A 23,407-nucleotide genomic window follows, 5' to 3' on the forward strand; every position below is an offset into this window, starting at 1 on the left:
AGCTCTACTTCCGCTGGTGGCCGTTCGGGGCCGGATGGGCGTCGTCGTACTTCTCGTACGCGTCGACGATACGGCCGACCAGCTTGTGGCGGACGACATCCTCGGACGTGAGCCGCGAGAAGTGGATGTCCGGCACCCCCTCCAGGATGTCCTGCACCTGCCGCAGCCCGCTCCGGGCCCCGCCGGGCAGGTCGACCTGCGTGACGTCACCCGTGATCACGATCTTGGAATCGAAGCCGAGCCGGGTGAGGAACATCTTCATCTGCTCGGTGGTGGTGTTCTGCGCCTCGTCGAGCACGACGAAGGCCTCATTAAGGGTGCGGCCCCTCATGTATGCCAGGGGCGCCACCTCGATGGTGCCCGCGGCCATGAGGCGGGGGATCGAGTCCGGGTCGATCATGTCGTGCAGGGCGTCGTAGAGCGGACGCAGGTACGGGTCGATCTTGTCGAAGAGGGTGCCCGGGAGGAAGCCGAGGCGCTCGCCCGCCTCGACGGCGGGGCGGGTCAGGATGATCCGGCTGACCTGCTTGGACTGCAGGGCCTGGACCGCCTTCGCCATGGCGAGGTAGGTCTTGCCGGTACCGGCGGGGCCGATGCCGAAGACGATCGTGTTCTTGTCGATCGCGTCGACGTACCGCTTCTGATTGAGGGTCTTGGGGCGGATGGTGCGCCCCCGGCTGGAGAGGATGTTCTGGGTGAGCACCTCGGCCGGGGTCTCCGCCTCGCCGCCACCGGTGCCGTTCGCCTTGAGCATGGCGATCGAGCGTTCCACTGCGTCCTCCGTCATCGACTGCCCGGTGCGCAGCACGAGCATCATCTCGTCGAACAGGCGCTGGATCAGGGCTACTTCCACCGCCGGTCCGATCGCGCTGACCTGATTGCCCCGAACATGGATGTCGGCCTTCGGGAAAGCCTTCTCGATCACGCGCAGCAGCGCGTCGCCCGAGCCGAGCACCGTCACCATCGGGTGCGTCGCCGGTACGGTGAAGTGGGCTCGCGCCTGGCCCGGCGCGGGGGTCTGGGCTGTCGGTGTCTGAGTCATGGGCCGGCACTGTGGCCTGCGCATACCTCCCGCTGAGGGGCCGCGCCGATCGTCGACCTCCGGAGTACCAAGGGTACGTCCACCCCCGGGCATCCCCGAGGGGTTTTCCGGTCCGGCCGCGGCGGCTACTGGACCGGGTGGCGGAAGCCGATCGTGGGCACGGCCCGGCGGCGCGGGGACGGGCTGGCGCCCGGCGGCACGAGGGCGTCGAGGAAGCCGTAGCGGCCTCGCAGGGGCTCCGGGGCGGTGCGCCACCAGTGGGCCACCTCGGGCCATCCCGGGGCCGAGAGGGAGCCTCCGAACTCCTGTACCGAGAGGGCGGCGGTCAGTCCGGCGAAGGCGAGCCGGTCCGCCAGCGGCCAGCCCGCCAGGCTGCCGGTGACGAACCCGGCGACGTACACGTCCCCGGCTCCCGTCGGGTCCAGGGCGTCGACCGTGATCGCGGGGACCTCGGCCGTCTCCCCGGTGCGGCTGTCCACCGCGTACGAGCCCTCTGCCCCCATGGTCACCACCGCGACCGGCACCCTCTCCGCCAGGGCCCGGGCCGCGGCGCGCGGACACTCGGTGCGGGTGTAGCGCATCGCCTCGCCCGCGTTGGGCAGGAAGGCCTCGCAGTGGGAGAGGTCGGGCAGGGCCCCCAGGTCCCAGCGGCCGGTGTCGTCCCAGCCCACGTCCGCGAAGATCCGCGAGCCGCGGCGGGCCGCTTCGGCGACCCATCCCTCGCCGGGGCCCGCCGCCAGCGAGGCCACCGCCGCGCGGGCCTTCGGGGGACACCAGGGGAAGGGCCCGGGGCCGGTGGGGGGCGGGGCCTCGTGGCCGTGGGAGACCATCGTGCGCTCGCCCTCGTAGGCCATCGAGACCGTGACGGGGCTGTGCCAGCCGGGTACGGTCCGCGACATCGCCAGGTCGATGCCCTCGCCCTGTTCGAGGGCGTCCCAGCAGTACTCGCCGTAGTGGTCGTCGCCGAACGCGGCGGCCAGCGAGGTGCGCAGGCCGAGCCGGGCCAGGGCGGTGGCCATGTTGGCCACGCCGCCGGGGCTGGAGCCCATGCCGCGCGCCCAGGACTCCGTGCCGCGCACGGGTGCCGAGTCGAGTCCGGTGAAGATGATGTCGAGGAAGACCGTGCCGGTCAGGAAGACGTCGCAGCCCGGCTCTTGGGGGTCGCGCAAGGGCCCCAGAGGATCCAGCTTGCCCGGGCGGTTGGTGCGGCTGTCCCGACTGGTCACGGTGTGCTCCCCGTTGAGGTGTCTGAAGTGTCGTTTCTGCTTGCGGGTTCACGGGTGGAAAGCTGCCAGCCCTGCCCGTGACGGGCAGGGCCGAAACCCAGTGTGACGCACCTCACCCACAGAACGCTCTTCTCCCCGCCCCGGAACCTCCCGCTCCACCTGAGCACCGGTGTCGGGGCCCTTTGACGACAGGGCTCAGGGGCGCTTCGGCACCGGGACCCGCACCAGGTCCGCCGCGATCGTCAGCTCCCCCTCGAAGCCCGCCGCGCGGGCCTCGCGTTCGAACTCCGACGGGTCGGAGTACCGCTGGGAGAAGTGCGTCAGCACCAGGTGCCGCACACCCGCGTCCCGCGCCACCCCCGCCGCCTGGCCGGCGGTCAGGTGCCCGTGGTCGGTGGCCAGCCGGACGTCGGCGTCGAGGAAGGTCGACTCGATGACCAGCATGTCGCAGCCCTCGGCCAGCTCCTCCACCCCGGAACACAGCCGGGTGTCCATGACGAAGGCGAACCGCTGCCCCGCCCGGTGCTCGCTGACCTCGTCGAGGGTGACCGCGCCGAGGCGTCCCTCGCGCTGGATCCGGCCCACGTCGGGCCCCTTGATCCCGTGCCGCGCGAGCAGCTCCGGCACCATCCGGCGCCCGTCCGGCTCGGTAACCCGGTAGCCGAAGGACTCCACCGGGTGCGAGAGCCGCCGGGCCTCCAGGACGTACGGGGGCCCGCCCGCCAGCGTCCCGTCGCGCTCCACCGGCTCCTCCCGGAGCCGTACGGTCTCCCGGTAGGCGGTCGCGTACCGGAGCCGGTCGAAGAACTTCTGCCCCGAGGCCGGGTAGTGCGCGGTCACCGGGTGCGGGACCTGGTCGAGGTTGATCCGCTGGATCACCCCGGCCAGCCCGAGGCTGTGGTCGCCGTGGAAGTGCGTGACGCAGATCCGGTTGATGTCGTGCGCGGCGACCCCGGCCCGCAGCATCTGGCGCTGCGTGCCCTCGCCCGGGTCGAAGAGGATGCCCTCGCCGTCCCAGCGCAGCAGGTAGCCGTTGTGGTTGCGCTGACGGGTGGGAACCTGGCTGGCGGTGCCCAGGACCACGAACTCTCGTACGGACACGGTCTATCCGGGGGGCCACTGGAGGCCGCGGCCGCCCAGGACGTGGGCGTGCGCGTGGAAGACGGTCTGGCCGGCGCCGGCGCCGGTGTTGAAGACGATCCGGTAGCCGTGGCCGTCGACCTTCTCGTCCGAGGCGATCCGCCCGGCCTCGCACAGCACGTCGGCGGCGACGCCCGGCTCGGCCGCCGCGAGGGAGGCGGCGTCGGGGTAGTGGACCTTCGGGATGACCAGGACGTGCGTCGGCGCCTGCGGGTTGATGTCCCGGAAGGCGACGGTCGTCTCGGTCTCGCGGACCACGGTCGCCGGGATGCTCCCCGCGACGATCTTGCAGAACAGGCAGTCCGCCTGCGGTTCCCCGGCCATGGCTGCGCCTCCCGTGAGGTGGATCGGTCGGGGCATCGTAACCGCCCGCGCCCCGGCCACGGATCGCCCGGCACCCCGCCCGGCGACCCCGGGCCGGGGTCCGGCAGGACCCCGGCCGGGTCCGGCGACCCCGGGCGGGGCCCGGCAGGACCCGGCCGGGTCCGGCGGCACCCGCCCTACGCCCTACGCCCAGCGCCCCGTGCGCGCCAGCAGGACCGCGGTCGCCGCCGTGCCCGCCGTGGACGTGCGCAGCACGGAGCGGCCGAGCCGGTACGGGCGGGCGCCCGCCTGCGCGAAGGCCGCGAGTTCCTCCGGGGACACCCCTCCCTCGGGGCCGACCACCAGCACCACCGAGCCGGACTCCGGCAGCTCCGCCGTCGCCAGGGCCTCGGAGGCGGCCTCGCGGTCCTCGTGGAGCACCATCGCCAGGTCGGCCTCCGCCAGCAGCGCGGCCACCTGCTTGGTGGACAGCGCCTCGGCCACCTCGGGGAACCGCACCCGGCGCGACTGCTTGCCCGACTCCCGTGCGGTGGCACGCCACTTGGCCAGGGACTTCGCCCCGCGCTCGCCCCGCCACTGGGTGATGCACCGCGAGGCCTGCCACGGCACGATGGCGTCGACGCCGGTCTCCGTCATCGTCTCGACGGCGACCTCGCCCCGGTCACCCTTGGGCAGTGCCTGCACCACCGTGATCCGCACGGCGGGTTCGGGCTCCTGCGCGACCCCCGAGACGGAGACGACCAGCCGGTCCTTGCCCTCGGCCGCCTTCACCACGGCGTCGGCCCAGCGGCCGCGGCCGTCCGTGAGGACGAGTTCCTCGCCCGGTTCGAGCCGCTTCACCGACACCGCGTGCCGCCCCTCGGGGCCGTCCAGCACGAACTCCGGCCCCGCGGGGACCTCTTCGACCACGAACACGGGGGCCGTCATGACGCTCTCCTCATCTGCAACACCTTCAACGCACTCTGCGCCTGGGCCAGTTCGGCCGCCAGCACCTCCACCAGCTCCCCGGCGGGCAGCGCCCGCGCCAGCCGGTGCCCCTGCCCGGCCCACAGGGACATGCCCTGCGGGTCCCCGGCCGCGGCGGCGGCCTTGCGCAGCCCCGAGGTCATGTGGTGGATCTGGGGGTACGCGGAAGGGGCGTACGGCCCGTGCTCCCGCACGAAGCGGTTGACCAGGCCCCGGGCGGGACGGCCGGAGAAGGCCCGGGTCAGTTCCGTGTGGCCGAACAGCGGGTCCGTCAGCGCCTTCTTGTGCAGGGGGTGCGCCCCGGACTCCGGACACACCAGGAAGGCCGTGCCGAGCTGCGCCGCCTCCGCGCCCGCCGCGAGCACCGCCGCGATCTGCGCCCCGCGCATCAGCCCGCCGGCCGCGGTGATCGGCAGGGCCACGGCCTCGCGCACCTGCGCCACCAGGGCGAGCAGGCCGACGGCCGCCGTGCCGTCGGTCTGCGGGTCGTCGCGGAAGGTGCCCTGGTGTCCGCCGGCCTCGACCCCCTGGACGCACAGGGCGTCGGCGCCCGCCTCCTGGGCGGCGCGGGCCTCGTCGACCGAGGTCACGGTGACGACGGTGTGCGTACCGACGGCGCGCAGGCGCGCGATCACGGTGGGCGCCGGGCAGCCGAAGACGAAGGAGACGACCGGGACCGGGTCCTCCAGCAGGATCGCCAGCTTGGCCTCGTAGCCGTCGTCGCAGGTGCCGATGATGTCCTCTTCCGCGAGCGAGACCTCGTACCAGCTCGCCTCGCCGGCCAGCTGGCCGCGGTAGGCCTCGACGGCGGCCGGGTCGACGTATCCGGTCTGCGGCAGGAAGAGGCTCACTCCGAAGGGACGCCGGGTGAGCCCGCGGAGCTGCTTGATCTCCTGGTACATGCCGTCGGCGGTCTTGTAGCCGCCGGCCAGGAAACCGAGCCCGCCGGCCTCGCACACGGCGGCGGCGAGCGGCGGGCAGGAGGCGCCGCCCGCCATGGGAGCCTGCACGATCGGGTACCGGGGGAGACCGTTCGGCGCGGAGGACATGGACTGCATCGTGCCACGTCCGGCGCACCGCGCCGAATCACGGCAATTCGCCTGGCATAGTCCACTTCCCTTCCACCGCGGGGAAAGCGCGGAGCCCGGTCCGGGGTGTCCCCGGGCCGGGCTCCTGCGTGCTGTCGCGGGCCGGTCAGCGGCCGTTGAACGCGTCCTTCAGGCGGCTGAACAGCCCCTGCTGGCCGGGGGCGAACTGGCCCATCGGGCGCTCCTCGCCGCGCAGCTTCGCGAGCTGGCGCAGCAGGTCCTCCTGCTGGGGGTCCAGCTTGCCGGGGGTGGTGACCTCGACGTGGACGATCAGGTCGCCGCGCCCGCCGCCGCGCAGGTGCGTGACGCCGCGCCCGTGCAGCGGGATCGCCTGGCCGGACTGGGTGCCGGGCCGGATGTCGATCTCCTCCATGCCGTCCAGCGTCTCCAGCGGGCACTTGGTGCCCAGGGCCGCCGCCGTCATGGGGATGGTGACCGTGCAGTGCAGGTCGTCCCCGCGCCGCTGGAAGGTCGGGTGCGGCAGCTCGTGGATCTCCACGTACAGGTCGCCGGCGGGGCCGCCGCCGGGGCCGACCTCGCCCTCGCCCGCGAGCTGGATGCGGGTGCCGTTCTCGACACCGGCGGGGATCTTGACCGTCAGGCTGCGGCGGGAGCGGACCCGGCCGTCGCCCGCGCACTCGGGGCACGGGGTCGGGACCACGGTGCCGAAGCCCTGGCACTGCGGGCAGGGCCGCGAGGTCATGACCTGGCCCAGGAAGGACCGGGTGACCTGCGAGACCTCACCGCGGCCGCGGCACATGTCACAGGTCTGCGCGGAGGTGCCGGGGGCGGCGCCCTCGCCCGAGCAGGTGGTGCAGACGACGGCCGTGTCGACCTGGATGTCCTTGGTCGTGCCGAAGGCGGCCTCGTCCAGTTCCAGGTCGAGGCGGATCATGGCGTCCTGGCCCCGGCGGGTCCGCGAGCGCGGGCCGCGCTGCTGGGACTGGCCGAAGAAGGCGTCCATGATGTCCGAGAAGTTGCCGAAGCCACCCGCGCCGAAGCCGCCCGCGCCGCCGCCCCCGCCCGAGGAGGACAGCGGGTCGCCGCCGAGGTCGTAGACCTGCTTCTTCTGCGGGTCCGAGAGGACCTCGTAGGCGGCGTTGATCTCCTTGAAGCGCTCTTGCGTCTTGGGATCGGGATTGACGTCCGGGTGCAGCTCGCGCGCGAGCCGCCGGAATGCCTTCTTGATCTCGTCCTGGGATGCGTCGCGGCGCACGCCGAGTACGGCGTAGTAGTCCGTGGCCACTTACGACTCCGCCAGGATCTGTCCGACGTAACGTGCCACTGCGCGTACCGCTCCCATCGTTCCGGGGTAGTCCATGCGGGTCGGTCCGACCACGCCGAGTTTGGCGACTGCTTCGCCGCCCGAACCGTAGCCGACGGACACGACCGACGTGGAGTTGAGTCCCTCGTAGGCGTTCTCGTGCCCGATCCGTACGGCCATCCCCGACTCCCCGGCCTCGCCCAGCAGCTTGAGGAGCACGACGTGCTCCTCGAGTGCTTCGAGCACCGGCCTGATCGTCAGGGGGAAATCATGTCCGAAGCGAGTGAGGTTGGCGGTGCCGCCGATCATCAGCCGCTCCTCCGCCTCCTCGGCCAGCGTTTCGAGAAGGGTCGCCAGGACGGCCTTGACGGTCGCCCGGTCGTCGATCTCGAACGACTCCGGAAGGTCCTGCACGAGCTGCGGCACGTCGGTGAACCGACGGCCGACGACCCGGCTGTTCAGCCGCGCCCGCAGGTCGGCGAGCGAGGTCTCGCCGAAGGGCGTCTGGGTGTCGACGAGCCGCTGCTCGACCCGCCCGGTGTCCGTGATCAGTACGAGCATCAGCCGGGCCGGGGCCAGCGACAGCAGCTCGACGTGGCGGACGGTGGAGCGGGTCAGCGAGGGGTACTGGACGACGGCGACCTGCCGGGTGAGCTGCGCGAGCAGCCGCACCGTGCGGCCGACCACGTCGTCGAGGTCGACGGCGCCGTCGAGGAAGTTCTGGATGGCCCGCCGCTCGGGCGTCGACAGCGGCTTGACCCCCGCCAGCTTGTCGACGAAGAGGCGGTAGCCCTTGTCGGTGGGGATCCGGCCGGCGCTGGTGTGGGGCTGCGCGATGTAGCCCTCCTCCTCCAGCACGGCCATGTCGTTGCGCACGGTGGCGGGCGAGACGCCGAGGCGGTGGCGCTCGGTGAGGGCCTTGGAACCGACCGGCTCCTCCGTCCCGACGTAGTCCTGGACGATGGCGCGCAGCACTTCGAGCCTGCGTTCACTGAGCATCGCGCACACCTCCGGATGCGGTCGGTCGTCGGTCGGTCGTCGGTCGGTCGGTCCTGGGGGTCGGCCGGCCGGCCCGCCGGCGTCCGCCCCCGGGCCTCGTTTGGCACTCCGGGCGCCCGAGTGCCAGAGATCCCCCGGTCAGTGTACGGCCGGGTGGTACGCCGGGGGCAAGGGCGGCCCGCCAGGGTAGCGTCGCCCCATGGACGTACGTTGGGAAGAGGCGGGCTGGGAACGGCTGACCGGACGGACCGGCCGGCGGCGGCTCCCGGTGTGGGACTGCACGGTGGGACTGGTGGTGGGGGACGAGTCGGTGCTCCTGATCGACCCCGGATCCTGTGTGCGCGAGGGCGCCGTGGTGCGGGCCGAGGCGGAGCGGCTGACGGGTCGGCGCGTGACCCATATCGCATTCACGCACGGACATTTCGACCACGTGCTGGGCGGCCCGGCCTTCGAGGGCGCCCGGTTCTACGGTGCGGTCGGCCTCGACCGGCTCCTGGCGACCCCCGGCGGCCGTGAGGAGCTGCGCGCGAGCGCGGTCGGCCACGGCCTGGACGGGGCGGAGGCGGCCGAGGCGGCGGGCCTGCTGCGGGCGCCGGAGCACCTGGTGTCGGGCGAGTGGACGCTGGAGCTGGGCGGCGTACAGGTACTGCTGGCCAACGTCGGGCCCGCGCACTCGCAGCACGATCTGACGGTCCTGGTGCCGGGCGAGCGGGAGGTGGTGTTCTGCGGGGACCTGGTGGAGGAGTCGGGCGAGCCGCAGGCCGGCTCGGACGCGGTGCCCGGGCAGTGGCCCGCCGCCCTGGACCGCCTGCTCGCGCTGGGCGGTGACGACGCGCTGTACGTGCCGGGTCACGGTGCGGTGGTCGGGGCCGGCTTCGTGCGTGCCCAACGCGACACACTGGCGGACCTGTTCGGCGTGTCGCGGAGCTGACGGCGGCGGCTCTCCTAGTGTCGGCCGGATGCGCGAGTACTCCCCCGACCTGACCCCGCAGTGGAAGCGTGCCAAGGCCGTGCCGGAGGTGGCCGCGGACCCCGATCTGGTGGTCGAGGTGGCGGGCACCGACTTCTGCGGCGCGGTGGTGGCGTGCGAGGCGGGCACGGTGACCCTGGAGGACCGCTTCGGCAAGCGCCGGGTCTTCCCCCTGGAACCGCGCGGCTTCGTGCTGGACGGCGCCGTGGTGACCCTGGTCCGCCCGTCGAGGGCGCCCGCCGCGCCCGCCCGTACGGCCTCGGGCTCGCTGGCCGTCCCGGGGGCGCGGGCCCGGGTGGCGCGGGCCGGACGGATCTACGTGGAGGGCCGCCACGACGCCGAGCTGGTGGAGCGGGTCTGGGGTGACGACCTGCGCATCGAGGGCGTGGTGGTGGAGTACCTGGAGGGGATCGACGACCTCGTGGCCGTGGTGGCGGAGTTCGCCCCGGGGCCGGACGCCCGCCTCGGCGTCCTGGTGGACCACCTGGTGCCGGGGTCGAAGGAGTCCCGGATCGCGGCGTCGGTGACCTCCCCGGACGTGCTGGTGGTGGGTCACCCGTACGTGGACGTGTGGCAGGCGGTGAAGCCGTCCGCGCTGGGCATCCGGGCGTGGCCCGAGGTGCCGCGCGGCCAGGACTGGAAGACGGGCGTCTGCCGGGCCCTGGGCTGGCCGGAGAACACCGGGGCCGCGTGGCAGCACGTCCTGTCCCGCGTCTCGTCCTACCGGGACCTGGAGCCGACGCTGCTGGGGCGGGTGGAGGAGCTGATCGACTTCGTCACGGGACCCTGAACGGGCTACTGGAGAGTTCCGAACTCGGTGGTGTCGAGCGTGACCCCGAGGTCGTCGAGCGGGACCGGCTCACCGAACTTGCCGGTCCACTCGTTGCGGTAGTTGGCCTCGTCCCCAACGCCGAAGGGTTCAGTAAGCACCACACACTTGGCCTGGAAAGGGTCGATGATCAGGTAGGTGGGGATGCGGCCAGCCGCGTAGATGGAGCGCTTCGTCACGTGATCGCGCAACTTGCTGGTCTTGGAGACGACCTCGACCACCATTGCCAAGGCGCCCGCAGGCAAGAGACGACCGGACTCCGGCGCTGCCTCGATCGGCAGGACGACGAGGTCCGGCTGCGGCTCAGACGATTCCGCCGGGATATCCACGTCCTGCGTCTGGAGCGGGTACCAGCGATCCGTGGGGATCTGCCGCTGCACGAACATGACGATCAGGTTGTGGACCACGTCAGGCCCCGCCATCATCACGATTTCCCCCCTGAGGAGCTCGACCTTGACCCCCTCGGGAGCCTCGAAGCTCTCGAAGTACTCGGTCATCCGGCGATCGTCCACAGCGGTCATCTCCGTGCCCTCCACTTCTGCCGCCGGGGTTGCGACAGAAAGCTACTCACAGGCTAGGCCGCTCCCGCCCGGATCCGCAGCGATTCACTCCGGGGAGTGATCAGTCCACCAGGTCCCGCACCACCGCGTCGGCCAGCAGCCGCCCGCGCAGGGTCAGCACCGCGCGACCGGCCTCGTACGGGCCGGCTTCCAGCAGCCCGTCCGCCAGTGCCTTCCCGGCGGCCGCCAGGCCCGCCGGGGCCAGCAGGGACAGCGGGACGCCGTCGACGAGGCGCAGCTCCAGCAGGATCCGCTCCACGCGCCGGTCCTCCGCGGACAGCAGCTCGCGCCCCGCGCCGGGGGAGCGGCCCTCCGCCAGGGCCGCCGCGTAGGCGCCGGGGTGCTTCACGTTCCACCACCGCACCCCGCCGACGTGCGAGTGGGCGCCGGGGCCCGCGCCCCACCAGTCGGCCCCGCGCCAGTACAGCTCGTTGTGCAGGCAGCGGCCGGCTTCGGTCGTGGCCCAGTTCGACACCTCGTACCAGGAGTACCCGGCCTCCGCCATGACGGAGTCCGCGATCAGGTAGCGGTCGGCGTGGACGTCGTCGTCGGTCATCGGGACCTCGCCGCGGCGGATCCGGCGGGCCAGCTGCGTGCCCTCCTCGACGATCAGGGCGTAGGCGCTGACGTGGTCGGGTCCGGCGCCGATGGCCGCGGCCAGGGAGTCGCGCCAGTCCTGGTCCGTCTCCCCCGGCGTGCCGTAGATCAGGTCCAGGTTGACGTGCTCGAAGCCCGCCGCGCGGGCCTCCGCGACGCAGGCCTCGGGGCGGCCGGGGGTGTGGGTGCGGTCGAGCACCTTCAGGACGTGCTGCTTCGCGCTCTGCATGCCGAAGGAGATCCGGTTGAAGCCGCCCTCGCGGAGCTCGGCGAGGTAGCGCGGGTCCACGGACTCCGGGTTGGCCTCGGTGGTGATCTCGGCGTCCTCGGCCAGCCCGAACTCGTCGCGGATCGCGGCGAGCATGCGGACGAGGTCCCGGGCGGGCAGCAGGGTGGGCGTGCCGCCGCCGACGAAGACGGTCCGCACGGCCCGGGGGTCGTCCCCGAGCACCTTGCGGGCCAGGCGGACCTCGTCGATCAGGGTGTCGGCGTAGTTCTCCCGGGAGGCGAGCACCCCGCCGGTCCCCCGCAGCTCGGTGGCCGTGTACGTGTTGAAGTCGCAGTACCCGCAGCGCGTGGCGCAGTACGGGACGTGCAGGTAGAACCCGAGGGGCCGGTCCCCGGCACCCGCCAGGGCGTGCGACGGCAGCGAGCCGTCTTCGGGCATGGGTTCACCGTCGGGCAGTGCGGAAGGCATGGGCCCATTGTCCCGCACTGCCCCAAGGTCGTTTCCCGCGTCGGGCGGGGCGCCGGTCAGGCCTCCCGGGAGCCCGCGTACATCTCGTCGATGAGGTGCTTGAACTCACGCTCGACGACCGGGCGCTTCAGCTTGAGGCTGGGCGTCAGATCGCCGTGCTCGACGTCCAGGTCGCGCGGGAGGATCCGGAACTTCTTGATCGTCTGCCAGCGCTGGAGGCCCTCGTTCAGGGTCTGGACGTAGGTCTCGATCAGGCGGTCGGTCTCCGCCGCGGCCAGGACCTCGGCGTACGTCCTGCCCTCCAGGCCGTTCTCGGCGGCCCAGCCGAGGATCGCCGGCTCGTCGAGGGCGATCAGGGCCGAGCAGAAGTTCCGGTCGGCGCCGTGCACGACGACGGTCGACACGTACGGGCAGATCGCCTTGAAGTGGCCCTCGATCTCCGCCGGGGCGACGTACTTGCCGCCCGAGGTCTTGATCAGGTCCTTCTTGCGGTCGGTGATGCGCAGGTACCCGTCGGGGGACAGCTCGCCGATGTCGCCGGTGTGCAGCCAGCCGTCGCTCTCCAGCACCTCGGCGGTCTTGTCGGGCTGCCCGTGGTAGCCCTGCATGATGCCGGGGCCGCGCAGCAGGACCTCGCCGTCGTCGGCGATGCGGACCTCGGTGCCGGGCAGTGGCTTGCCGACGGTGCCGGTGCGGTAGGCCTCGCCGGGGTTGACGAAGGAGGCCGCGCTGGACTCCGTCAGGCCGTAGCCCTCCAGGATGTGGATGCCCGCGCCGGAGAAGAAGTAGCCGATCTCGGGGGCGAGCGCGGAGGCGCCGGAGACGGCGGCGCGCAGCTTGCCGCCGAAGGCCTCGCGGAGCTTGGAGTAGACGAGCGCGTCGGCGATCTTGTGCTTGGTGGCGAGGCCGAAGGGGGCGGTGGCCTGGCCCGTGCGGCGGAAGTTGTCCTGGGTGACCTTGGCGTACTCGCGGGCGACGCCGACCGACCACCGGAAGATCTTGTACTTGGCCCCTCCGCCGGCCCGCGCCTTGGCGGCCACGCCGTTGTAGACCTTCTCGAAGATGCGCGGCACGGCCGCCATGTACGTCGGCTGGACCACCGGCAGGTTCTCGATGATCTTGTCGATCCGGCCGTCGACCGCGGTGACGTGCCCGACCTCGATCTGCCCGGAGGTCAGCACCTTGCCGAAGACGTGGGCCAGCGGCAGCCACAGGTACTGGACGTCGTCCGAGTGGATCATGCCCGTGGCCACGGTGGCCTTGGCCATGTACGACCAGTTGTCGTGCGGCAGGCGGACGCCCTTGGGGCGGCCGGTGGTGCCGGAGGTGTAGATGAGGGTGGCGAGCTGGTCGGCGGTGATGGCCGCGATCCGCTCCTTGACCGCCTCGGGGTGCTTGGCCAGGTGCTCGTTGCCGAGCGCCTCCAGGTCGGCGAGGGAGAGGACCCAGCCCTCGGGGTCGCCGTCGGCGCCTACGGCGTCGGCCGCCTCCAGGACCACCACGTGGGCGAGGTTCGGCAGGCCGGCACGGCGCTCGCGGGCCTTGGCGAGCTGCTTGGCGTCCTCGGCGATCAGCACCCGGCTCTCGGAGTCCGCGAGGATGTACGAGGACTCCTCGGCGTTGGTGCTGGGGTAGATCGTGGTGACCGCGCCGCCCGCGCACATCACACCGAGGTCGGACAGGATCCACTCGACCCGGGTGTTGGAGGCGAGCGCGACCCGCTCCTCCGGGCGCAGGCCCAGGGAGATCAGGCCCGCCGCGATGGCGAAGACCCGCTCGGCCGCCTGTCCCCAGCTCAGCGACTTCCAGTCGTCCGGACCGCCCTCGGGGCCGGCGGCGGGCACCGGGAAGCGGTAGGCCTCCGCGTTCGGTGTGGCGGCGACGCGGTCAAGGAAGAGGGCCGCCACGGTGGGCGGGCGGTTCTCGATCAAGGTCTGTGTGTCGCTCACGACATCCTCCGGACCGGTCCACGCGGCAGGGCGTGGGCGTGGGGGCGCTTTGGGACGGGCGGGTGGTGCTGGCAGCTTTTGAAACTGGCGAGTAACCATCGAGCAGTGATCAGCGTAGAGGCCGTGCGCCCGGCGCGTAAGAGCCTCCGAGCGGCCGCTTCATAACGAAAAGGGCCCCCATGCGTGCGCATGTGGGCCCATTCGTCCGACTTGGGGCGAGGGTGGTTCTTGACCCGCCCTTGGCGACCGCTTGGCACGGCCGCCGCCGACCGCTGTCGGTTACCGGCCGGTTACTTCTTCTTGCCGCCGGACTCGTCGCTGGAGAGGACGGCGATGAAGGCCTCCTGCGGGACCTCCACGGAGCCGACCATCTTCATCCGCTTCTTGCCTTCCTTCTGCTTCTCCAGCAGCTTCCGCTTACGGGAGATGTCACCGCCGTAGCACTTGGCGAGGACGTCCTTGCGGATGGCGCGGATGGTCTCGCGGGCGATGACGCGCGAGCCGATGGCCGCCTGGATCGGCACCTCGAACGCCTGCCGCGGGATGAGCTCGCGCAGCTTGGCGACGAGGCGCACGCCGTAGGCGTAGGCGGCGTCCTTGTGCGTGACGGCGGAGAAGGCGTCGACCTTGTCGCCGTGCAGCAGGATGTCGACCTTGACCAGGCTGGAGGACTGCTCGCCGGTGGGCTCGTAGTCCAGCGAGGCGTAGCCGCGCGTCTTGGACTTCAGCTGGTCGAAGAAGTCGAAGACGATCTCCGCGAGGGGGAGGGTGTAGCGGATCTCGACCCGGTCCTCGGAGAGGTAGTCCATGCCGAGCAGGGTGCCGCGGCGGGTCTGGCAGAGCTCCATGATCGCGCCGATGAACTCGCTGGGCGCGAGGATCGTGGCGCGCACGACGGGCTCGAACACGTCCGAGATCTTGCCCTCGGGGAACTCGCTCGGGTTGGTGACGGTGACTTCCTTGCCGTCCTCCATGACCACCCGGTAGACCACGTTGGGCGCGGTCGCGATCAGGTCGAGGCCGAACTCGCGCTCCAGGCGCTCGCGGACCACGTCCAGGTGGAGCAGGCCGAGGAAGCCGACGCGGAAGCCGAAGCCGAGGGCCGCCGAGGTCTCGGGCTCGTAGACCAGCGCGGCGTCGTTGAGCTGGAGCTTGTCCAGCGCCTCGCGCAGGTCCGGGTAGTCCGAGCCGTCGAGCGGGTAGAGGCCGGAGAAGACCATCGGCCGCGGGTCCTTGTAGCCGCCGAGGGCCTCGGTCGCGCCGTTGTGCAGGCTGGTGATGGTGTCACCGACCTTGGACTGGCGGACGTCCTTCACGCCGGTGATGAGGTAACCCACCTCGCCGACGCCGAGGCCGTCGGAGGGGGTCATCTCCGGGGAGGAGACGCCGATCTCCAGCAGCTCGTGCGTGGCGCCGGTGGACATCATCCGGATGCGCTCGCGCTTGTTGAGCTGGCCGTCGACGACACGGACGTAGGTCACGACGCCGCGGTACGAGTCGTAGACCGAGTCGAAGATCATCGCGCGGGCCGGGGCGTCCTTGACGCCGACCGGGGCCGGGACGGTGGCGACGACCTTGTCGAGCAGGGCGTCGACGCCGAGACCGGTCTTCGCCGAGACCCGCAGGACGTCCTCGGGCTGGCAGCCGACCAGGTTCGCGAGCTCCTCGGCGAACTTCTCCGGCTGGGCCGCCGGCAGGTCGATCTTGTTGAGGACCGGGACGATCGCGAGGTCGTTCTCCATCGCCAGGTACAGGTTGGCGAGGGTCTGGGCCTCGATGCCCTGGGCGGCGTCCACCAGCAGGACCGTGCCCTCGCAGGCCGCGAGGGAGCGCGAGACCTCGTAGGTGAAGTCGACGTGACCGGGGGTGTCGATCATGTTCAGGATGTGCGTGCTGCCCTTGCCCGCACCCTCGGTGGGAGCCCAGGGCAGACGGACCGCCTGCGACTTGATCGTGATGCCGCGCTCACGCTCGATGTCCATGCGGTCGAGGTACTGAGCGCGCATCTGCCGCTGGTCGACGACACCGGTGAGCTGGAGCATCCGGTCGGCGAGCGTCGACTTGCCGTGGTCGATGTGCGCGATGATGCAGAAGTTGCGGATCAGCGCCGGGTCGGTACGGCTCGGCTCGGGCACGTGGCTGGGGATCGCGGGCACGCAGTGTCCTGATTCTCGGGGCGCGGTCGGAAGCGGTCTCTTCCGCGAAGGTCGGATCTCGTCGCCTTCGGCTTCGTCGGCGCGATGTCGGATCTGTACGCAGGCTCCCATGGTCCCATGGACGGGGCAGTGCGCTCGGTTTGGGCCGGTCGGAGCGCGCCTGGTAGCCTGGGCAGCTGTGTCTCGTATGCCCTCTCAGCTGTCGGGACACAATCCGAAGATCAAACTCTGAACCTGAAAAGGCTCTTTCGTGGCGAACATCAAGTCCCAGATCAAGCGGAACAAGACGAACGAGAAGGCGCGCCTGCGCAACAAGGCCGTCAAGTCCTCGCTCAAGACCGCGATCCGCAAGGCCCGCGAGGCCGTCGTCGCCGGTGACGTCGAGAAGGCCACCGTGGCTTCCCGTGCCGCCGCGCGTGCGCTCGACAAGGCTGTCTCGAAGGGTGTCATCCACAAGAACGCCGCCGCCAACAAGAAGTCGGCGCTGGCCTCCAAGGTTGCCTCCCTCCAGGGCTGAGCTCCTGATGTGAATCGCCGGTAGGGACCCAGCGGGCCCTCTCTCCCGCTCCCTCACCGGCACACCGCGCCGCACGCGGCCTGCGTTCGCCACGCGGGTGCGGCGCAAGCATCTTCACAGCACCACCCCCGGTCACCGACCGGGTGACGAACGGCCCGCCCGGCCCCACCGGGTGGGCCGTCGGCATTTCCGCCCGACCCCCTTCACCGCGCTCCGGCCCTCTGGGACACTGCTGGCGACCTGGCCCCCGGGAGAAGGGCGGACCTTGAACGCCGTGCTCATCGTGCTCGTGGTCCTGGGATTCGGAGCGTTCTGGGCGCTGCGGCGGCTGCGCCTGTACCCGTGCCGCGCGAGCGAATGGCGCTACGCCTTCGCCGCCGCGCACCGCGACCAGCGGGAGGCCCTGCACCGCACCCGCGTGAACCGGCGGGCCGTGGAGGGCGAGCAGCGGCGGCACCTGGCGCGGGCGCGGGAACACGTCGAGGAGATCGAGCAGCGGGGCCGGCAGCGGGCCCGGACGCTGGAGGCGGAGCGGCAGCGGTTGCTGCGGCCGGGTTGGGGCGCTGCCGTGGGGCCCCGCGTGGGGCAGCTGCGGCTGCACGAGCACGTACTGGTGTTCATGAAGGAGGCCCCCGAAGGGGAGGAGGCTCCCGCCGGGATCGACGAGACGCTGCCGCTGACCGACCTCGCCATCGGCTTCTCGGACGCCCGCGAGCACCTCTTCCTGCACGTCACCCGGCAGGACGGCACCCATCGCACCGCGACGTTCCCGCGGGCCGACCACCGCGAGACGGCGGTCCGGCACTTCCGCGACCGGATCCACAACCAGGTGCTGGCGGACAGGGCCTTCCGGGAGTCGGCGCGGGAACGCACCGCCGAGATCGACACCGAGCTCCGGCAACTGGAGTCCGACACGGCCGCACAGCGGGAGCAGGCCCACCTGGAGGCCACGGCCCTCGGCGAGACCCAGCGGGCGGACCCCCGCCTGCTGCGGGCCGTCGCCGCATGGGAGGCACAGTGCGACGTCTGGCAGAAACTGACCGGCCGCCGCCCCGCCCACTCCTGACACCACCGACCATGCCCGGCCCGGGCGGCTCGGCTCAACCCGGCTTGCGCGGCCCTGCCCGGCGCGGCACCGCTCGGCCCGACGCAGCTCGGCCCGGCTCGGCGCGGCCCAGCCCAGCCCGGCTCGGGGCTCGGCGGCTTGGCCCGGCTCGGGCGGCCCGGCTCGGCGCGGCACAGCTCAGCCCGGCTCGGGGCTCGGCGGCTTGGCACGGCACGGCTCAACCCGGCTTGGGCGGCCCGGCTTGGCTGGGTCGGTCTGGCCGGGGCCGAGCGGCGGGGCTGCGGCCGAGGGGTTCGGGCTAGCGGCGTTGGGGGCGGGCGGCGCGGGCCACGGCCACGACGGCCTTCTCCAGGGCGTACTCGGGGTCGTCCCCGCCGCCCTTGACCCCCGCGTCGGCCGCGGCCACGGCGCGCAGGGCGTCCGAGACGGCGTCCGCCGACCAGCCCCGCATCTGCTGGCGGACCCGGTCGATCTTCCACGGCGGCATGCCCAGGTCCCGCGCGAGGTCGCCCGGACGGGCACCGCGCGGGGCGGAGGCGAGCTTCCCGATCGCCCGGACCGCCTGGGCCAGCGCGCTGGTGATCAGCACCGGAGCCACTCCCGTGGACAGCGACCAGCGCAGGGCCTCCAGGGCCTCGGCGGCCCTCCCCTCGACCGCACGGTCGGCGACCGTGAAGCTGGAGGCCTCGGCCCGGCCCGTGTAGTAGCGGCCGACCACCGCCTCGTCGATGGTGCCCTCGACGTCCGCGCACAGCTGCGCGGCGGCGCTCGCCAGCTCCCGCAGGTCGCTGCCGATCGCGTCGACCAGGGTCTGGCAGGCCTCCGGGGTCGCGGAGCGCCCAAGCGCGCGGAACTCGCCCCGCACGAACGACAGCCGGTCCGCCGCCTTCGTCATCTTCGGGCAGGCGATCTCCCGGGCCCCGGCCTTGCGGGCCGCGTCCAGCAGGCCCTTGCCCTTGACCCCGCCGGCGTGCAGGAGGACCAGGGCGATCTCCTCGTACGGCGCGGCGAGGTAGGCCTTGACCTCCTTCACCGTGTCCGCGCCCAGGTCCTGCGCGTTGCGGACGATCAGGACCTTGCGCTCGGAGAACAGCGAGGGGCTCGTCAGCTCCGCCAGCGTGCCGGGCTGGAGCTGATCGGACGTGAGGTCCCGCACATCGGTGTCGGCGTCGGCCGTGCGGGCCGCCGTCACGACGTCCCGCACGGCGCGGTCGAGGAGCAGGTCCTCCTGCCCCACCGCGAGGGTGAGCGGGGCAAGCGGTTCGTCGGTGGAGTTCTTCCTGGTGGCCATCGCCCCCAGCATCCCACGCCGCACCGACAGTGCCCCGCGCCCGGTGCCCGAGAATGGTCGGGTGAACGAGCGACACGTACTGGTCCTGCCCGACCGCGACTCCGCCGAGGAGGTGGCCCAGGAGGCCGTCGACCGCTTCGGCCTGCCCGAGGAGCCCCAACTGGTCCGCGACGCCCTCGCCGGCGAGGACGACGCCGAGGACGCCCAGTGGCTGGTGGTCGTCGAGGACCCGCAGGAACGGCTGGAGGCGGCCTCGCTCGACGAGCTCGCCGCCGAGTACGAGGGCTGGCTGGAAGCCCCGTAGGACGGGCCCTACGCCTTGTGGACGATCTGCACGTCCAGCTCCACTTCCACGCTGGAGCCGATCGCCGCGATCCCCTGCGCCAGGATCGACTGCCAGTTCAGGCTGAAGTCCTCGCGGTGCAGTTCGGCCGTGGCACGGCAGGCCGCGCGCGGTTCGCCCTCCAGTCCCGTGCCGTTGCCCAGGTATTGGGTGTCGAGGGTCACGGAGCGGCTGACACCGTGCAGCGTCAGGGCTCCCGCGACCGCCCAGCGGCTGCCGCTGCGGTGGATGAACCGCTCGCTGTAGAACTCGACCGTCGGGTACCGGGCGGCGTCGAGGAAGTCGGCGGAGCGCAGGTGGTCGTCCCGCATCCGCAGACCCGTGTCGATGCTCGCCGCGTCGATGATGACGTGCATGGAGGAGTCCTCCATGCGCTCGGCTATCCGCACCGCGCCGGCGAAGGTGGTGAACCGGCCGTGGATCCTCGCGAAGCCGATGTGCCGGGCCGTGAAACCGATCGAGGAGTGCGTCGGGTCGAGCTCCCAGTGGCCGGGCTGCGGCAGCAGCGGCGGCTCCACCGCGTCCAGGATGATCTCCGCGGTACCGGGCTGCGCCGGGTCCCCCACCAGCGTGGCGCCGTGGAACGGCGCGTACCCCTCCGCGGTGACCGAGAGCCGGTACTCCCCCTCCGGCACGGCCGCCGCGAACCCGCCGTAGGGATCCGTCTCCCCACCGACGACCCGTCGACCGATCGGGTCGGTGACCTCGAACTTGGCCTGGCGGATGGGCTGGTGGACCGTGTCGAGGACCCTGCAGCTCAACAACCGCGCCGTGGGCGGCAGTGAAAGGGTCGCGGATGTGTGTGAGCCGGCGCTCCCGGCTGTCTCCATCCCCCGTCTGCGACCGAACATGGCTGATGCACCCCCGTGCTGTGTGGACTTGGACCGTTCTGGCGAAGACGCATTCGATCATGCTGTCGGGTTGTGGGCAAACAGAGCGGTCGCGCCCGGTATGACCACGCCGGTTCCGGCGCCGTCCGGCCGGAAACGCTCGCATCCCCGAGCCGCTTCCGGCGACGGCCACGGAGCCGTCCCGATCGGTGCGCAGCACGGTCGTCCCACGGGCCCTCAGTTGCGCGAGCGTACCCGGTGCGGGGTGTCCGTAGCGGTTGCCCGCGCCGACGGGGACGATCGCGAGTCGTGGCCGGATCCGGTCCTGCAGACCGGGGTCCTGGTGCGCCGAGCCGTGGTGGGCCACCTTGAGCACGTCCACCGGGCCCAGTTCCGGGTGCGCCCTCAAGAGGGCCTGCTGGGCGGGTGGTTCGAGGTCTCCCGGCAGCAGCAGCGTCAGGCCCGACGTGCGCACCAGCAGGACCACGCTCGCGTCGTTGGGGCCGTCCGGGGGCGGTCCGGAAGCCGACGGCCACAACACCTGCCATTCCAGCGGCCCGGCCCTGCGCCGCTCCCCCGCCGCCGTCGCGACGACGGGTACCCGGGCGGCCGCCGCGGTGCGCCGGACCACGGCCGCCTGTGCGGCCGGCTCCTGCAGGGCGGTGGTTTCGATCACACCGACGGAGCGGCCCCGCAGCACTCCGGAAAGCCCTCCCACGTGGTCGGCGTGAAAGTGCGTCAGCAGGAGCAGTGGGACGCGTCTCACACCCAGGGCCCGCAGACAGGAGTCCACCGGGCCGGGCTCCGGACCGGCGTCCACGACGACGGCCGTACCCGGACCGGCGGAGAGGACGGCGGCGTCCCCCTGCCCCACCGCGCACTGCACGTAGGTCCAGTCCGGCGGCGGCCAGCCGGTCAGCACCCGGGTCGGCAGCGGCGGCCGCACCACCGCGACCAGCAGCAGCACCACCAGGCCGGCCCGGACCCCGCGCCGTCGTCCGTAGCGGGCTCCGAGCCCGACGACCGCCGCCGTGACGACGCCCAGGAGCAGCCCCCCGCCGAGCCCGCCGGGCCAGGGCAGCTCCGCCCCCGGCAGCCGGGACCCCGCCCGCGCCACGCCCGCGATCCACCCCGCCGGGACCCCCGCGCACCAGGCGAGCGCCTTCGCCGCGGGCAGGGACAGCGGGGCCACGGCGAGGACCGCGAAGCCGAGCACCGTGGCCGGCCCCGCCGCCAGCTCCGCCAACAGGTTGCAGGGCACCGCGACGAGGCTCACCCGGGCGGAGAGCACGACCACCACCGGCGCGCACACCGCCTGCGCCGCGGCGGCGGCTCCGAGGGCGTCGGCGAGCCTCGGCCGCATCCCCCGCCGTCGCAGGGCCTCGCCCCACCTCGGCCCGAGGGTGAGCAGCGCCCCGGTGGCGAGCACCGAGAGCAGGAAACCGTAGCTGCGCGCCAGCCACGGGTCGTACAGCACCAGCAGCACCACGGCCGCGGCCAGCGCCGGGATCAGGGACCTGCGCCGTCCGGTGGCGAGGGCGAGCAGGGTCACCGCCCCGCAGGCGGCGGCCCTCAGCACGCTCGGCTCGGGCCGGCACACCACCACGAACGCCGACGTCAGCGCGGCCCCGCCCAGGGCCGTGGTCCGCAGCGACAGCCCCAGCCGTGGCGCGAGCCCGCTCCGCTCGGCCTGCTGCGCGCGGGCCGGGGACCCGATGAGCAGGTACAGCACCACGGTCAGGTTGGACCCGGAGACGGCCAGCAGGTGCAGCAGATCGGTGGCTTCGAACGCCGCGTGCAGGTCGGGCGGCACCCGGGAGGTGTCGCCGACCACCAGCCCCGGCAGCAGGGCCCGCGCGTCGGCGGGAAGCCCTTCGGTGGCCTCCCGCAGCCCGGCCCGCAGACTCCCCGCGAGGCGCTGCGCCGCACCGGGACCACCGCTCACCGAGGGCGGGGCGGCGACGGCCGGTCGCAGCAGCGCCACGGCCCGCTCCCCGTCCCGCGCCGGGGCCAGCCGGGCGGCCACCGTCACCCGGGTCGAGGGTTGCAGCGCGGCCCATCCCGGGTGCCCGGCCAGTACCCGCACCGGCGTCCCGACCCGGGTCGTCACCCCGTCGGGCCCGGTCACCCGGGTCACCACCGCGTCCAGGACCACCCCGGGCGGCCCGCTCCCGCCCAGGGTGGCGCGGGGGTCCGAGCCGACGGTGAGCTCCACGAGGACCCGGGCGTGCTCCCGGGCCAGCCCGGCCACGGGCCCCGCCCGCGCCTCGGCCCGTTCCAGCCCGGCCACCCCCGCCCCGGCGGCCGCGCACAGCAGCGCGGCGGCCGCGGCCGTACCGACCCGCCACAGCGGCTGCGGCCGGCGGGAGGCCGCCAGCAGCAGCACCCCCGCCACGGCCACCGCGAGCCCCGCCCCGGCGGCGGTCCACGCCCCGGGCAGCCCGAGCGCGAGGGCGATCGCTCCCCAGGCGGCCACCGCCGGCCCCGCCAGCCGCAGGTCCACCGCCGCGGCCCCACGCCGCTCCGGGCCGCTCACGGCTGCACCAGCCCGCTCCGGGGTGCTCACGGCCGCACCAGCTCGCGCAGGTCGGCGAACCGGTGCTCGCCGATGCCGTCGACCTGCCGGAGGTCCTCGACGGTGCGGAAGCCGCCCCGGGCGGTGCGGAAGTCGACGATGTGCCGGGCGAGCACGGGGCCGACCCCGGGCAGCCCGTCCAACTGCTCGACGGTGGCACTGGCCAGGCTCAGCGGTCCGGGGCCCGGTCCGGCGCCCCCCGCACTTCCCGGGCCGCCCTGACCCGGCTGCGCGGTGGCCCCCACCAGCACCTGCTCGCCGTCCACCAGGATCCGGGCGCGGTTGAGCCCGGTGGTGTCGGTGCCGGGCACCACTCCGCCGGCCGCGGCCAGTGCGTCCTCCACCCGCGAGCCGCCGGGCAGCCGCCGCACCCCCGGTTCCCGGACCCCACCGCCGACGTCCACCACGATCCGCGCCCCCGCGCCGACGGCCGGGGCCCCCGCGGCCGAGGGCGGAGAGGACGGCAAGGACGGTACGGACGGCGGGGCGAGCACCGAGGGGGCCGTCACCGGCCGCGGGCGCCCGGACCAGTACTGCTGGGCGGCGAATCCGAGCGCCGCGACCAGCACGACGGCGACGGCGGCCACCGTACGCGGCTCCATCCCGCACCGGGCCTGCACCCACACCGGCATCCGCTCCCGCACCGCCGGCCACCGGGCCCCCGCGACGGCCCCCCGGGGCCCGGCCGGGGTGCCGAGCCCCTCCGCCGCCCCGACGGCCGGCTCCGCGGGCCCGACCGCCCCGTCCAGCCTCCCGGGCATCCCCCGCCCGACGGGCGCCCCGGGCACCGACCGCCCCGCGGCCGCGAGAGGAACTCTGCGCACCCGAGGCACCCCCGGTACCCCGGCCGCACCGGTCCCCCCGGGCCCCACAGCCCCGACCAGCGGCGCGACGGGCTCCACCGACCCCTCCGGCCCCGCCACCTCGGGCCAGGCCCGGGGATAGGCACCCAGCCACGGCTCCGCGTCCGCCGGCGGA

General features: G+C 73.3%; 20 protein-coding genes and 1 pseudogene. 5 read left to right on the top strand and 16 right to left on the bottom strand.

The features are described from left to right. Positions 1–4: 4 nt before the first annotated feature. The 8 genes from ABZW32_RS03955 to hrcA form a co-directional block, all read right to left on the bottom strand. Entirely contained in the window at positions 5–1,042 is a 1,038-nt protein-coding gene (locus ABZW32_RS03955; RefSeq protein WP_356210776.1) for a PhoH family protein, read from the bottom strand. A gap of 125 nt (positions 1,043–1,167) precedes the next feature. After that, complete coding sequence (locus tag ABZW32_RS03960; protein ID WP_356210779.1) at positions 1,168–2,268, bottom strand: PfkB family carbohydrate kinase; 1,101 nt, start codon at positions 2,266–2,268, stop codon at positions 1,168–1,170. 195 nt (positions 2,269–2,463) lie between these two features. Further along, positions 2,464–3,369: a ribonuclease Z gene (locus ABZW32_RS03965; protein ID WP_356210781.1), complete on the bottom strand. Its 906-nt coding sequence runs from the start codon at positions 3,367–3,369 to the stop codon at positions 2,464–2,466. A 3-nt stretch (positions 3,370–3,372) separates the two neighbouring features. Continuing rightward, positions 3,373–3,732 (bottom strand): histidine triad nucleotide-binding protein, encoded by a 360-nt coding sequence (locus ABZW32_RS03970; RefSeq protein WP_356210783.1) that lies wholly within the window; start codon positions 3,730–3,732, stop codon positions 3,373–3,375. 183 nt (positions 3,733–3,915) lie between these two features. Next, entirely contained in the window at positions 3,916–4,659 is a 744-nt protein-coding gene (locus ABZW32_RS03975; protein ID WP_356210785.1) for a 16S rRNA (uracil(1498)-N(3))-methyltransferase, read from the bottom strand. Then, the gene (locus ABZW32_RS03980) at positions 4,656–5,747 is read right to left on the bottom strand and encodes a nitronate monooxygenase (protein ID WP_356210787.1); all 1,092 of its coding nucleotides are present in this window, start codon (positions 5,745–5,747) and stop codon (positions 4,656–4,658) included. Before ABZW32_RS03980 ends, ABZW32_RS03975 begins: the two co-directional genes overlap by 4 nt. A gap of 145 nt (positions 5,748–5,892) precedes the next feature. Beyond that, on the bottom strand, positions 5,893–7,032 hold the full coding sequence (dnaJ, locus tag ABZW32_RS03985; protein WP_356210790.1) for a molecular chaperone DnaJ: 1,140 nt from the start codon (positions 7,030–7,032) through the stop codon (positions 5,893–5,895). Beyond that, the gene (hrcA, locus tag ABZW32_RS03990) at positions 7,033–8,049 is read right to left on the bottom strand and encodes a heat-inducible transcriptional repressor HrcA (RefSeq protein ID WP_030226948.1); all 1,017 of its coding nucleotides are present in this window, start codon (positions 8,047–8,049) and stop codon (positions 7,033–7,035) included. It lies immediately after the preceding gene. A 199-nt stretch (positions 8,050–8,248) separates the two neighbouring features. On the opposite strand from hrcA, the gene ABZW32_RS03995 reads away from it, so the two are divergent. Both ABZW32_RS03995 and ABZW32_RS04000 read left to right on the top strand, forming a co-directional pair. Beyond that, positions 8,249–8,980, top strand: coding sequence for an MBL fold metallo-hydrolase (locus ABZW32_RS03995; protein ID WP_356210792.1), 732 nt, complete (start codon positions 8,249–8,251; stop codon positions 8,978–8,980). Between the two features lie 28 nt (positions 8,981–9,008). Next, entirely contained in the window at positions 9,009–9,809 is an 801-nt protein-coding gene (locus tag ABZW32_RS04000) for a DUF3097 domain-containing protein (RefSeq protein WP_356210795.1), read from the top strand. A gap of 5 nt (positions 9,810–9,814) precedes the next feature. Here the strand turns inward: ABZW32_RS04000 and ABZW32_RS04005 are convergent, their stop codons facing one another. The 4 genes from ABZW32_RS04005 to lepA all read right to left on the bottom strand — a co-directional run bounded on the left by ABZW32_RS04005 (position 9,815) and on the right by lepA (position 15,807). Further along, the gene (locus tag ABZW32_RS04005; protein WP_356210797.1) at positions 9,815–10,345 is read right to left on the bottom strand and encodes a Uma2 family endonuclease; all 531 of its coding nucleotides are present in this window, start codon (positions 10,343–10,345) and stop codon (positions 9,815–9,817) included. Between the two features lie 124 nt (positions 10,346–10,469). Beyond that, positions 10,470–11,702 carry a radical SAM family heme chaperone HemW gene (gene hemW / locus ABZW32_RS04010; protein ID WP_356210800.1) on the bottom strand — a complete coding sequence of 411 codons (1,233 nt, stop codon included), beginning with the start codon at positions 11,700–11,702 and terminating at the stop codon, positions 10,470–10,472. A 56-nt stretch (positions 11,703–11,758) separates the two neighbouring features. Beyond that, positions 11,759–13,651: an AMP-dependent synthetase/ligase gene (locus tag ABZW32_RS04015; protein ID WP_356210802.1), complete on the bottom strand. Its 1,893-nt coding sequence runs from the start codon at positions 13,649–13,651 to the stop codon at positions 11,759–11,761. A gap of 290 nt (positions 13,652–13,941) precedes the next feature. Further along, positions 13,942–15,807 (bottom strand): translation elongation factor 4, encoded by a 1,866-nt coding sequence (lepA, locus tag ABZW32_RS04020; RefSeq protein ID WP_356210805.1) that lies wholly within the window; start codon positions 15,805–15,807, stop codon positions 13,942–13,944. Between the two features lie 250 nt (positions 15,808–16,057). On the opposite strand from lepA, the gene rpsT reads away from it, so the two are divergent. Together rpsT and ABZW32_RS04030 are read left to right on the top strand one after the other, a co-directional pair. Continuing rightward, positions 16,058–16,324: a 30S ribosomal protein S20 gene (gene rpsT, locus ABZW32_RS04025; RefSeq protein WP_052871690.1), complete on the top strand. Its 267-nt coding sequence runs from the start codon at positions 16,058–16,060 to the stop codon at positions 16,322–16,324. 265 nt (positions 16,325–16,589) lie between these two features. Next, on the top strand, positions 16,590–17,390 hold the full coding sequence (locus tag ABZW32_RS04030) for a hypothetical protein (RefSeq protein WP_356210808.1): 801 nt from the start codon (positions 16,590–16,592) through the stop codon (positions 17,388–17,390). A 298-nt stretch (positions 17,391–17,688) separates the two neighbouring features. Here the strand turns inward: ABZW32_RS04030 and holA are convergent, their stop codons facing one another. Further along, positions 17,689–18,681 carry a DNA polymerase III subunit delta gene (gene holA / locus ABZW32_RS04035; protein WP_356210810.1) on the bottom strand — a complete coding sequence of 331 codons (993 nt, stop codon included), beginning with the start codon at positions 18,679–18,681 and terminating at the stop codon, positions 17,689–17,691. Positions 18,682–18,742: 61 nt separating this feature from the next. Between holA and ABZW32_RS04040 the strand changes: the two genes are divergently transcribed. Continuing rightward, positions 18,743–18,985, top strand: a complete 243-nt coding sequence (locus tag ABZW32_RS04040; RefSeq protein WP_356210812.1) for a hypothetical protein — start codon at positions 18,743–18,745, stop codon at positions 18,983–18,985. 8 nt (positions 18,986–18,993) lie between these two features. Here the strand turns inward: ABZW32_RS04040 and ABZW32_RS04045 are convergent, their stop codons facing one another. The 3 genes and pseudogenes from ABZW32_RS04045 to ABZW32_RS04055 form a co-directional block, all read right to left on the bottom strand. Beyond that, complete coding sequence (locus tag ABZW32_RS04045) at positions 18,994–19,854, bottom strand: YceI family protein (protein WP_356210864.1); 861 nt, start codon at positions 19,852–19,854, stop codon at positions 18,994–18,996. 157 nt (positions 19,855–20,011) lie between these two features. Next, positions 20,012–22,390: pseudogene (locus tag ABZW32_RS04050) on the bottom strand (ComEC/Rec2 family competence protein); the annotation flags it as partial. A gap of 26 nt (positions 22,391–22,416) precedes the next feature. Next, entirely contained in the window at positions 22,417–23,253 is an 837-nt protein-coding gene (locus ABZW32_RS04055; RefSeq protein ID WP_356210814.1) for a ComEA family DNA-binding protein, read from the bottom strand. Between the last annotated feature and the right edge of the window lie 154 nt (positions 23,254–23,407).

Source organism: Streptomyces sp. NPDC004667, assembly GCF_040609475.1.
Classification (GTDB): domain Bacteria; phylum Actinomycetota; class Actinomycetes; order Streptomycetales; family Streptomycetaceae; genus Streptomyces.